Genomic DNA, 11,964 nt, shown 5'->3' on the forward strand with positions numbered 1-11,964 from the left:
AATAACAGACACACCTTGATTGCTACAACATCGCTTTGAAATATGATTAAAATACATAACTTTGAATTACTAACACATAATCATATGATATACAAATTTACATTTACAAGAAAATGGGTTTTTAGTTACCTCAGTAAGCGGTATATGTACGAAATGACACCGACAGCCACTCCAGATGAGGAAATTGATCGCTACTGCCGAAGCCTTATTGACATTCCTCCTACAGCTGTAATGCTGAAGCAATTGAATGTACCTGAGTACTATGAAGTAACGATCATTTACCAGTTAGCACATTAGCTGCACGCTGATCGTCAGTCAGTGTATAAATCCAATTTATCTTGATTCGATTAAAGTTGCGCTTGAGCTAATTGACGACCCATTCATAACGCGATAGGACAACGATCTAAAAATCACCTGAATTAAATTCCTTCATTTACTTACCTATACGTACAAATTCAAAATACTTAGATACATTTGCTTATTCTATCCTAAACATATGCCTTCTCGTCAGAAAGCTACGCAGGGCGTCTCTCAACCTATAGATTGGGTAAACGCGCTTACTTGGATGAGTGTCCTGATAATGACAAGTATCTCTGGCTGTCTGCTTGGGTGGGTGCTCCTGTCTTGAGAGGTCGATCCATCTTTATTTAAACGTTTTTAGGATCATCAGCCGTGATCCATTCATGTAGCAATGTACTAGCCTGACATCAGGCCTGGTATGTGAGGTCCATGCTGTTCTTTAGTTGGATAAAGTGTAATGGGTAAAGCTTTGGGGCAATTGACCTGAAGCTTTTTTGTTTGCCTTGTCCCTATCGGTACGCCTGTCTCAACCTTTTGTGCGGCCCCCTAGTCAAAAACAGATAAATGGCGTTCGCTCACTTTGCTGACTTTTTTAGCAACAGTAAAAACCCAGCATACTTATTTAAAAGTTAGTTGATTTAAAGCCACATGTTCGACTAACTCCATCAATAAACATGACTGCTCAACAGATTGTCACCAATGACAAACTGCGTAACGAGTTTAGTTCTATCACGGAAGCCCTTCGGTTTATCTACCGCTCTGATCGTCCTGCTGATTGGGCGCGAATCCTGGGAGACAAAGGTAAGGTTTGGGTACTCCCCGTTCGGTATGCTCACCTTTTAATCGCTATCGGCTATAAATACGCCTGTAAATAGGGCATTTCAACTCGGCTCGTGAAAGCAATACTGCTTCACCCCATTTAGAAAAGTAATCTTGTCATTTAAACAACGATCTTATTCCCAATCATCTCCATCGGCTACCAAACCGAACTACTTACATACAGTTCGGTTTGGCAACAGCCATCCGAAAACAAAGAGTCTTAGTTGTCACTGCACTCACTAGGTCAAATAAAATTATATTATTCACATAGTCTGATATGTGGCAATCGTACTTATTTTGGTTGCATATTTATATTCTGCTCTATATAATAACCGTAGACAAACTCAATAGCAAATGAGCGAATCTATACACTGCCCAAAATCTAATGATACTCAGACGACCATTATAAAAACCGAATTGGGCAATGGTAAGGCCGTCAGCAGGCCGCAGGCGGAATCACTTGATCGCATTGAAAAGGGCGAGTTGTGGCGCACTCATTTCATAGATTTATACCAAAGTGGTCAGCACCATGAGGCGGCTAAACTGCTTGAAAAAGAACACCCAATGCTTTATGTAAACTTGGGGTTAGAGGGCGCTTACATAAGCATCAAGAAAAAAATGACAGCCCACACGAATGGCGAGCGGGTTGGCTTTTTATTCGTTGCATTTATCATCGCTATTATGGTCGTGTTAGTTATCAAATCCAGCCATTAACGTAACCAAGTTCGGCCTCCGCAGTTGGCATGACTAGCCTACTTTTAACAGTCGTTCTTATGCTCGGCCATATTGAGCATTACTTTGTGGTATTACTTCTCCCGCAACATCCAAGATGTTCCAAGATCAAGTATTCATTGTCGCAGCAAGTGAAGTCTTCTTATAAAGAGTGCTCTCAACATAGGCTTATTGCTATGTTTACGACCGGGTGTTCAATCAATTTATAATTACTATCGATAGCACTTTTTTGGTATCGCCACTGCTTACCCTTATCTTTACTTCAGATAAAGCAACGCTTCATCGTCTACATATTGATGTTTAGAAACGCGCCGGCCACTGACCAGCGCGTTTTTTTTGCCCTCCCCGCTCGCGTTACGTAGTTCTCGCTAATTGCTGTCGTTAACATTTTTTTGCTATCATGTCACAGGTTGTTGATTCGTGATAGCAACTGTCTATCTTTGTTTCATTCCATTCACTTCACTCTATGGATCGCCGTTTTTACGGCGGTTTTACGGCGATGGGTAACCCAGAGCAGATCATCAAAGCCGGGGAGGCGACGCGTTTTTCTTCCGACAACCAGCCGGAGGATTCACCGCGTAACACAGGACCTATTTCTAAGTATTTACGCGAGATCGGAGACGCCACCGAGTTGGTGATGACACTGAAGATTACGAAGCCTGACAAGAACGGCGTACCGACCACCAAAGAATCGACACACCGAATCGAAACCATTGGCGGGGCAACGATCAAAAAGATGCTCGCAACCCGACTGTATCAACAGGCCATCAACGGGGATACGACAGCTGCCAAGATCATTCTCGATCGCACCGAGGGCCGCGTGCCCCAGCAGCTCAATCTGGGTAATAGCGATGGCTCTCCACTCGATATCCGGGATATGTCGAGCCTTACGATTGAACAACTACGGGCCATCGCTAACGGTGAAGCATGAGCAACCGGGGCGAACATATCGCCGCGGCCAAAGCCGAACTCGAGCGCCGGGAAGCCCGGTGTGAGTTGGCCCGTCGTTCATTCGCCGAGGCCGTCAAGCTCTGGAAAGAGGGCTATTCCATGCAGTGGTTTCATGAGCTGATCTGCGCCCAGTTGCAGGCCGTTCAGGAACGCAAGATTCAGAAGCTAATGATTTTCGTGCCACCTCAGCATGGTAAATCGGAGCTATCGACCCGGAAGTTTCCCGCCTGGGTACTGGGTAAGGATCCTGATCAGAAAATGGTGCTGGGTACGTACTCGGCCTCACTGGCTGCCGGCTTCAACCGCGATATCCAGAAGGTGATGGGTACGAAGGCGTATCAGGAAACCTTTCCAGGTACGGTGCTGCCGGGGCGTGGTGAAGGCGTGGCCAACACCGAACAGTTCGAAATCCTTGGCCATGAAGGTGGGCTGGTCAGCGTGGGTCGCGGCGGGTCGTTGACGGGAAAGCCCGCCGATCTGGGGATCATCGATGACCCGTTAAAAGATCGGCAGGAGGCGCAGAGCCCCGTTATCCGGGAAGCCCTTTGGAGTTGGTACCAGGACGTATTCGAAACCCGGCTGCACAACGGTTCAGCGCAGGTACTGATCCAGACCCGGTGGGATGAGGAAGACCTCGGCGGTCGGCTGCTGGTCCGCGATGGCTACTACGACGCGCTCACCAACCCGACCGGGTGGACGGTGATTTCCCTGCCTGGCCTGCGCACCGAAGCGCCGAACCCACTCGATCCCCGTCAGGTCGGCGAAGCGCTCTGGCCCGAGCGGCACAGCCGGGAAAAGCTCGAAAAGGTCAAGAAAGACAACGAGCTAACGTTCAACTCGCTTTATCAGCAGGACCCCCGCCCCAGCACCGAAGCGCTCGTGTACCCGAACTGGCAGCCGATCGACCGTATTCCCCCCTGCGAGCAGGTGTACTATGGAAAAGACTTCGGCTACAGCAATGACCCCACGACGCTGGTCAAGATCCACCAGAACGGCAACAAGCTCTACCTGGAGGAATGCTATTACAAAGTGGGGCTGACCAACCGCCAGATTGTCCAACACATGCATGCCGTTGGGGTCGGCCCCTACGATCCGGTCTATGCCGACAGCGCCGAACCCAAAAGCATCGATGACCTGAAACAGGGCTTTTGGCAGGAGGACGGCACGTTTCAAGCCGGTTTCAACGTCATCCCCGCCGAGAAAGGCCCCGACTCCCTGCTGGCCGGCATCAATAAGCTGAAGGAGTTCGAGGTGTATTACCACGTCAACTCCCACAACCTGGCCCGCGAGCAGAAGCGCTACCAGTGGGTCATGATGAACGGCAAGGCCACCAACGTACCCATCGACAGCAATAACCACTTACTGGATGGCGTTCGGTACGCCGTCTTTACTCGTTTCCGCAAACCTGACCGCTGGTTCGGGGCCTCTTAACCGATCAACTACCTCCTCTTTCGATGTCAATCAGTCTATCCGTCTTTATCCTGCTACTCGTCATCGCTGACGTCGTCGCCATCGTGGCCACCGTGTTTATCGCCATCGATCCCGAATCCCGGGAGAATCGTACCCGCTTCTGGCTGCTGATCATCCTTGCCTCGAATGAACTGGGCAACCTGATTTTTATCCTGCTTACCTACCACCACTACGTCACTCAACATGCTCTCACTACTTAAACGGGCCTTCCCCACCCGAGGCAGCACCGCCATCGAGGCGCAGGTCATTTCTGACCAATCCGGCTTTGCCACCTCCCTGCCCAATTCCGGCTTACTTTCGGGCCGCTCCTGGCTCACCATCGCGGCGAGTGATCTACGCAAAACCAAAAAGGCGTATATCAACCCGTACATCTTTATCGTCGCCAACTGGAAGGCGTCGCGCTTCTCGCAGGCAACGCCCCTGCTCTACGAAGTCAAAAATGAAAAAGCGTACCGGCTGTGGACCCAGCGCAAAGGCTATGATCGCCTCGACGACGTGGAGCACCGCCGCAAAGCGCTGGAAGAAATCGCCTTCGAAGATGCGGGTTGTGAGCAACTACTGACCCGGCCCAACCCAACCCAGACGTGGGCCGAATTGATGTATGGCCACTCGATCTATCACGACTTCGGTAACTCGCTCATCCGGAAGATCACGCCCGGCAAGGGCCTCAACGCCGACAAGGCCAAAGAACTGTGGCTGTTGCCTACGGCGCGCTGGCAAGGGGTAACGGCCTCGCTGGCGGGCTACGAGTATTACATCGATAATCAGGGGCAAAAGCTGCCAGCCGCCGAGGTGTGCCACATCCGTCGGTTCAACCCGATGTTTAACGACGACGATACCGCGCTGTGGGGCTTATCGAAACTGGTGTCGTCGCAGCAGCTCGTCGACCGGTCCAATGCCGCCCTCGAGGCCGAGTATGCGTTGATGATCAACCAGGGTAAAAAGACGATCATCTTCCCTAAAAGCGAAAAAGGGGTGGGTCTCAACCCTCAAGAATTCGCCAACATGACCCTGGCGATGGAAACGGTCCGGCGTAAGCTCAAACACACCAAAACGGGGGACTTCGCCAATTTCAACACCGAACTCGGCTTGCTCGAAATCGGCATGTCGGCCGCTGATCTGGGTATCGGCGATACTCACGGGTTGACTAAGGAAGACTTGTGTGCGCTCTGGGGTTTCAACACCCTGGCGGTGTTCTCCCCGATGGACAATGCGAAGTATAGCAACCTGCAGGAGGCCACCAAGATGTCGTTGCGGCAGGGCATTTTGCCCGACCTGTACCTGACGTATGATAAGCTGTCTCAGTTCATCTTGGGGAAACGTGACCTCAAGAAGCGCAAGGTCATTCTTCAGCCAAACACCGACGTCTTTCCTGAACTCCAGCCAGATTACAAATCCATCAAGGAGAAGGCCGACGGCATGATCCTAACTCCCAACGAGCGGCGGGAAATGTTCGGCTGGGGCCGCCTAGACTTTGAGGGTATGGATACCCCCATGGTCCCGTCCGGCTGGATTCCGCTTACCGACCTGGTCAACCCTGCCCAACAGCAAGACGCGCTGCCCGACGACGAGTATTGAGCAACCAGCCCCTATGTAGGCGGCTAGTTAGGGGCCAGTCAAAACTTTTTTCAGGTTTTTGAAAATTATTTTTCTGAGTAGTTATACCAGCATTGAACTAAGCGCTGATTGGGAACCGAACCTGGTCATTACTTGTCGTTTTCTTGTAGCTTAGTAAGCGAAGACAGTTTAGTTCTTGCTACTGAGCCCAGTGTTCAGTCCGGGCTTTGTTGAATCGGTTAGCTCGAGTCTGGTTGCCACAATGGCTTATGAAGCCACTAAATCAGCCAGAAGCATGAAACAGCAAGTAGTTCGAGCGTTGTTGGTGGGGTCTCTCATGTGGTTGTTCACGGCAACACTTCATCGAACGGGACCAGAGCTGTGCTCAGGACAAGGTGAGAGACGGGGGCCCGAAGCCCCCATCCCACCCATTTCGAAGCAAAGCCCCCGATCTGCATAGATCGGGGGCTTTGTACTTTCTAGTTCATCTGCTGCTGTTAAGCCATTTCCTCTGCGAATTACCATTAGTATGCTTTAATGCGATATATTGGCAATAAACGAAGTTGTATACATGACTGAACGAATCGAAACTTCGTTCAGTGAAGCTGCCCTCTTAGAAGGGGGCCGACTTTGTTTCGCTAATGCTAAAACGCATTTCGAGTGCGCTCAACACATCGCGCAATTTGATTATATGTATCTTATGAAACACTATAACTAAACTATGTTCAGCGGATTTGATAAAAAGCCCCCCCCTGCACGTTTAATTCTCCTGGCATGATAGACAACTCGTTTGACTACAGCGGTATTGATACCCAACGTGACTGTATGGACAGGGTGTAAGAATAGGACATTCGTAACTGTCTGATCTTGATCTCAAGTCCAAATCGTCGAATTTTGCCGCTGACTATCTTTCATACTATCGCATAGGACCCCTTGTGGTGGAGTAGCGTAAAGATTATCAGTAACGTTCCAGTCGATTCGCGACTGCTGTCCTTGTACCGAATAGACGACGTTGTTACAATCATCTTATACACTAGCAAGTTAGTAGCATTGCCAACGATTAAGTGCAGAGCGGGCACTTGATTATAAACTTCGGTCATCAGAGTTTACGCTATATTACTATTTCCCCATCAAATCATAATTTTCTTCACACTTACATGAAAAATAGAACTATTATAAATTCGCTATTCGTTATTGTAATTTTTATATTAATATTTGCAATTTATTATTTTGAAATAGGACTACCAATAGTAACCTTTGTATTTTTCAGCTTTGTACTAATTGAACTTATCTCTGAGTATATTGGAGTAAATAATTTATTAAAATTTAATAAGCGATCAAAACATGATTTAAGTGTTGTTGTACACATTTCGCTGCCATTTTACTCCAACAAAACCTTCATTGGCAAAATAATTAGAGAACTCAACTTGTTTATTGCAATTCTCAACAACGCGCTATCTTGGCCATATTTAGTTTATTTTATACATTTAAGAAGAGATATTAATGTAGACGAAAATAGGATGAACTTCATTTCATCTATAAAATTAAACTCTCTGCAAGTATACTACACATTGTATTATTTATTATTTAGTTTGCTATTATTATTATTATTTCATTATCAATTGATTGACAGTACTTATATAGTTATTTATTCTATTACCCTTATACTCGCCATTTCTTGCTACTTGTGTATTTTCATATTAAGTACGGAAAAATTTGCAGACATTTTTAAAAGTAGCCCAAGAAGTATTATTGGCCGTGTACTTATTGTTTGCACAGGCATTATTGTGAGCATATTTATTAATTTTGCCATTGTTCTTTCATTTTACAACAAAAACACTATAAATTTAGGCGTTATTACAATTTTATTCAACGAATTTATCAAGCAAGAAAGCCTAGGATTATTATGGAAAGGTCAATTTTCTGATTTAAAATTATTAAATCTTATTATTGACTTAATTGGATTACTTTTTGCATCTACGATACTAGATGCTATAAAAAATATTAAAAGTTTCAAGCGCAATCATGTAGATTTTGGTCGTATTGCTAGCGCATATATATTCAAAAAAAAATACAATGACAGCTTAAGCTGGTTAAAGAAAATCAACCAGAGCAATCAAGATAAACCATATTGGTATATGTATATGAGTAACTTGATAGGACTTAATCAAATTGATAAATCTCTTGCTTATCTTTATTATATCCCTATACACATTAGCGAAAGCGACTTTCCAGAAGATCAAAAATATTTTCAACTAATTAATACTTTAAAATCTTATAACATAAATCAATCATTAATTCTAGACGTATTCAAAAGATGGGTTCAAATATGTAAATGTGATGCTCTTCTTTTTTGCTTTATTTTTTATTCTTCAATTAACGATAGCGATGATATAAGCAAGCTTTATTTAGACGAGCTTGAATCAATCGATAATGCTGATGTGCCATTTTCAAATCTTGTAGCAAAGGCAAGAGATTTGAGCACTATAGGACTTGCAGATTTATTGAATGAACAATTAGTTGTTCATCAAAAGTATTTAGATGCCTTTACCTTATGTATAATGAACTTGACATTAGTAAACATATATCACACACTTGGCTACCAGAAAGAAATTATATCTAGCATGATAAAAGATGTTAGTATAACTTCTGTATCTCTAGTCAAAGAAAACGATCTATTCCTTACCTCATGTTTGATGGCTGGTATATTGTCTGAATTTGAGAAAGAAAGCTCTCATTACGAAACCTTTCTATATGTATACAATGAAACAAAAGGTAAGCTGTCTAGTATAGATAACCTTTCAGCACTAGATAATATAACAAATTTCATTAGTGTTAAATAGATAGATTATAGTGCATTTACAATGAGATTAATGGTTATAAGATGCATAAGATCGGTTACAATAAAAGATAAAGATGATAGGCTAGATTGTAGCCTCTAATAATTAGTTATGTACTCTACGAGTCCTTTTTTTCTATAGGCGTTAATTCGAATTATACGAGCAAATCGACAATTACCATCCTTTGAAGTTACCTGATCAAGCTCACTAGCCAGCATTGGGATATATCTTTACTTAAGGCTATACTTATCCATGCATTTCGATCCCAAACGCGATTCATTCCTAAACCCGATGCGGACTCAATTACTAGACCTCTATACCAAGCAGGCGAAGGCGTTTGTCGCCGTGCGGCAGAAACTGGGCCAGGGCAACCGGGGCGGCCCCTTCCTGCCCGCGCCCCACGAAGCCTACGCGAGCCAGCCCCGCCCCCTGCTGATCGTGGGCCAGGAAACCAACGGCTGGGGGGAACACCTCGACGACATTGCCGCCCAGATGGCGGTTTACGACGGCTTTGCCGTCGGGCAGCGCTACAACGCTAAACCGTTCTGGAACATGACCCGGCAAGTGGAGCGGCTATTGGGCCACGCGCCGCACTCCTGCGCCTGGGCGAACCTGAGTCGCTTCGACATCGAGGGCAAGCGGGCCCAGGGCGAGCAGGCCGCCGTTATCGCCACGCTGGATCACCTGCTGCTGGACGAGGTCCGTATCCTCACCCCTAAGGTCTGTCTGTTCTACACCGGGCCGGAGCTGGACCACCGGCTCCAGAGCGTCTTTACCGGATTAACTTATTACCCCGTCGACGGCTACACGCCCCGGCAGTTTGCCCGGTTGAGTCACCCCGCCCTGCCGCTACTCAGTTTCCGCACGTATCACCCCCGGTACCTGCGCCAGAGCCGGATGGAGGCGGGCGTGCTGGCGACGCTGGCGCGCCTGACCCAAGCCGAGCCGGTATGAGTCTACAACGGGGCGATACGGTCTATCTCCGCTACGTCGGCAACATCCCGACCTGGAGCCGGGACGTGTTTACGGCCCTCATAAGCGGGGTGGGTGACCGCTACGTCACCGTCGCGATTCGAGGGGAGGCCGTGCGGTTCGAGCGGAGAAGCCTGCGCCACGACAACCGGGGCCGTAGCCCGGCGTACCAACTCTTTCTCACGCGTGAAGCCTGTGACTTGGAAGTGGAGGCCGCCGAATTAAGAAGTTTGATGAGCCGCACGGACTTTGTTAACTTACCATTTGAAACGCAGCGGGCGATAAAAGCGATACTAGAGGCTTGATTGGGCGCCTTTTATACAACGATGTCGTCAAGGTTGCTCGACGCGTAAGCGCAGGCGGTTACTGGAATTAGTATATACCAGCTTGCCACCCTGGCTGATGACGGCGTTGGCCTGAGCCGTGTTGGTCGTAATCTGAACCACATGCCCTTGGTTGAGGACGGCAATGTCAGTCGGGCCGGGCTCGTGGCCACAGGACCAGGTAGCCGCATCCGTCCACGCCCCCGATTGAAAACTTTCGCAAAAGTTGTTGCTGACATAGAAATAAGTACTGTCACTCACGTACGTACCATCAGGCGTCTTGCCCAAGACAACTACTACGCGCCGGGTAGCGCGCTTATCGATCGAGATGGTCTGGGACGTAGCGCTGGCCAACTCCCGCCCTACGTAGAGCGAATCCGCACTGTAGCTGATGATGGTTCGTATCTCACTTACGTTAGTGCCGGTAGTGGCAATGGTTAACGAGCTTCCCCCTTTCACGTAAGCGCCTCGTCGAGGCTGGGTAATAATCAGGCTGGACTGGGTCTGGCTCCCGGTTGAGGCCGACCCTGCCAAGGGTTCGCACTGGCGATAGATCAGCGTGGGCGGGCTAAAGCCGTCTTTATGAAACAAAGGGCCGGTCGAAGGGGCAATGATCAACTGTTTCAATTTAGCGATCACGCTCGTGTTTTTCGTAGAGCCGGAATGTTGCTGATCAGGATCGACGATGCTGTACGTCAGTTGTGGCAAGCCGCCAATCTGACTGGCCTTCGCCACGACCCAGTCGCTTTCATCCCCGCAGAAGATATCGCCCAGCGGCATGCCGGCCAACGCATACTCGGCTGCGGTGAGCAAGGGCTTAAGTGGTAATGGCGTATTGAACAAAGCCCCTTTGGTGGTCACGATGGCGTGTGAGGGTACTTTGTGGTTGTTGAGCCCTATCCCATTTAAATCGGAGCGGATGGCGGGACTGTCGACCCGCAGATCAGCAAAAGCCCCGCAGTTACAAAAAAGATAACCACCAGTGACGAGCAACGCTTTGACAAACAAAGCAAGGTTAGCCGACGGCTGGAACAAAAAGTTAGCCATCTGGGAGCCCCCATGGGGCGTATTCAGGGTAATCAGCTTGTGAATGTCATCGTGGTAGTTCGCGCTTTGTAAGTAGAGCCGGGAGAGGATCCCACCCATGCTATGACCAATGATATCCACTTTACCAGCGGCAACGCGTCGTGTTTTGAGCTCGGCGACCGTGGCATCGATGTAGTGAGGAATCACCTGCTGATTGTCGGCGAACTGCGCTCGGCTAGTGGCCCCGTAATCGACCCGTACCAGAAAGGAGGGGGCCAGGGGACCCAAGTCCGTGATCAGCTGATTTTCCATATCCGTGTAGATGGTATTGTCTGAATTCAGACCGTGGACCATCAGCAGCGGGGCCTGGCCTACCAACACGGAGAAGGAAAGAATCGCTGTCGTAGCGGAGGGAGGACCAATCACCAATTGCAACGTGGTAACGGGGTTATTGTCAACGACGGTGGGGTGGCGAAACTCGGCTTCGAGATAATCCGCCGATTGGGACGTAGTCAGGATGCGGCCATAACGCAACGTATCGGGATCCAGTACCTGGAGGCGGGTTTGCAAATAAGGAATCGGCGTTCCGGACGGGCTCCCCGAGACGCGAAACAGGGAGGCTCTGGAACCATCGGCACAAACCCGAAAGAGAAACGGTGTCGTATTGATCAGCTGGCGTTCGAAGCCCGTATGGTTCGTCAGCTGATGATAGTGCTCTATTTTGAACGATTGAGCAATTAACGGCTGCCCATAGATGAGCAGCAACCAGAGGAAGGCAAGTCGTCGGAACATAGTGAGTGGATAGCTAATGGCGCTAAAAATAAGCGCACAGTGCCCCACACAAGTAGTACCACCTGATAAATAATAACCGCTCAGGCTGATGCGGAAAGCGAGTTAAGCAATCCAGGAATAGTATCCAGTTATCCCACTAATTCGACAAGTCCCCAATCCGTTCCGGCTCTTTTCGGCAGCGT

Annotated in this window: 9 protein-coding genes; 8 read left to right on the forward strand and 1 reads right to left on the reverse strand. The window is 48.2% G+C overall.

What is annotated here, in order from left to right; all coding sequences use genetic code 11:
- The first annotated feature begins 1,473 nt into the window (after window positions 1-1,473).
- From FAES_RS20020 to FAES_RS20055, 8 genes are all read left to right on the forward strand, one after another.
- Complete coding sequence (locus FAES_RS20020; RefSeq protein ID WP_015333038.1) at window positions 1,474-1,833, forward strand: hypothetical protein; 360 nt, start codon at window positions 1,474-1,476, stop codon at window positions 1,831-1,833.
- Window positions 1,834-2,317: 484 nt separating this feature from the next.
- Window positions 2,318-2,782, forward strand: coding sequence for a hypothetical protein (locus FAES_RS20025; protein ID WP_015333039.1), 465 nt, complete (start codon window positions 2,318-2,320; stop codon window positions 2,780-2,782).
- Window positions 2,779-4,233 carry a terminase large subunit gene (locus tag FAES_RS29170; protein WP_015333040.1) on the forward strand — a complete coding sequence of 485 codons (1,455 nt, stop codon included), beginning with the start codon at window positions 2,779-2,781 and terminating at the stop codon, window positions 4,231-4,233. Before FAES_RS20025 ends, FAES_RS29170 begins: the two co-directional genes overlap by 4 nt.
- A gap of 23 nt (window positions 4,234-4,256) precedes the next feature.
- Complete coding sequence (locus FAES_RS20035) at window positions 4,257-4,472, forward strand: hypothetical protein (protein ID WP_015333041.1); 216 nt, start codon at window positions 4,257-4,259, stop codon at window positions 4,470-4,472.
- Window positions 4,456-5,850, forward strand: coding sequence for a phage portal protein (locus tag FAES_RS20040; protein WP_015333042.1), 1,395 nt, complete (start codon window positions 4,456-4,458; stop codon window positions 5,848-5,850). Before FAES_RS20035 ends, FAES_RS20040 begins: the two co-directional genes overlap by 17 nt.
- Window positions 5,851-6,986: 1,136 nt before the next feature.
- Window positions 6,987-8,672, forward strand: a complete 1,686-nt coding sequence (locus FAES_RS20045) for a hypothetical protein (RefSeq protein WP_041258190.1) — start codon at window positions 6,987-6,989, stop codon at window positions 8,670-8,672.
- 288 nt (window positions 8,673-8,960) lie between these two features.
- A complete protein-coding gene (locus tag FAES_RS20050) occupies window positions 8,961-9,623 on the forward strand; it encodes a hypothetical protein (RefSeq protein ID WP_051054226.1) in 663 nt (220 codons plus the stop codon).
- Window positions 9,620-9,946, forward strand: coding sequence for a beta barrel domain-containing protein (locus tag FAES_RS20055; RefSeq protein ID WP_041258192.1), 327 nt, complete (start codon window positions 9,620-9,622; stop codon window positions 9,944-9,946). The genes FAES_RS20050 and FAES_RS20055 overlap by 4 nt, the downstream gene beginning before the upstream one ends.
- A 27-nt stretch (window positions 9,947-9,973) precedes the next feature.
- Here FAES_RS20055 and FAES_RS20060 read toward each other — a convergent pair whose 3' ends face one another.
- Entirely contained in the window at window positions 9,974-11,782 is a 1,809-nt protein-coding gene (locus FAES_RS20060; protein WP_015333046.1) for an esterase/lipase family protein, read from the reverse strand.
- Between the last annotated feature and the right edge of the window lie 182 nt (window positions 11,783-11,964).

Origin of the sequence: Fibrella aestuarina BUZ 2 (genome assembly GCF_000331105.1) — a bacterium.
Taxonomy (GTDB): domain Bacteria; phylum Bacteroidota; class Bacteroidia; order Cytophagales; family Spirosomataceae; genus Fibrella; species Fibrella aestuarina.

What these genes read in the sequence shown, in the direction of transcription:
- FAES_RS20020 (WP_015333038.1), top strand. Translation starts at nt 1,474, where the DNA reads ATGAGCGAATCTATACACTGCCCAAAATCTAATGATACTCAGACGACC.
- FAES_RS20025 (WP_015333039.1), top strand. Translation starts at nt 2,318, where the DNA reads ATGGATCGCCGTTTTTACGGCGGTTTTACGGCGATGGGTAACCCAGAG.
- FAES_RS29170 (WP_015333040.1), top strand. Translation starts at nt 2,779, where the DNA reads ATGAGCAACCGGGGCGAACATATCGCCGCGGCCAAAGCCGAACTCGAG.
- FAES_RS20035 (WP_015333041.1), top strand. Translation starts at nt 4,257, where the DNA reads ATGTCAATCAGTCTATCCGTCTTTATCCTGCTACTCGTCATCGCTGAC.
- FAES_RS20040 (WP_015333042.1), top strand. Translation starts at nt 4,456, where the DNA reads ATGCTCTCACTACTTAAACGGGCCTTCCCCACCCGAGGCAGCACCGCC.
- FAES_RS20045 (WP_041258190.1), top strand. Translation starts at nt 6,987, where the DNA reads ATGAAAAATAGAACTATTATAAATTCGCTATTCGTTATTGTAATTTTT.
- FAES_RS20050 (WP_051054226.1), top strand. Translation starts at nt 8,961, where the DNA reads ATGCGGACTCAATTACTAGACCTCTATACCAAGCAGGCGAAGGCGTTT.
- FAES_RS20055 (WP_041258192.1), top strand. Translation starts at nt 9,620, where the DNA reads ATGAGTCTACAACGGGGCGATACGGTCTATCTCCGCTACGTCGGCAAC.
- FAES_RS20060 (WP_015333046.1), bottom strand. Translation starts at nt 11,782, where the DNA reads ATGTTCCGACGACTTGCCTTCCTCTGGTTGCTGCTCATCTATGGGCAG.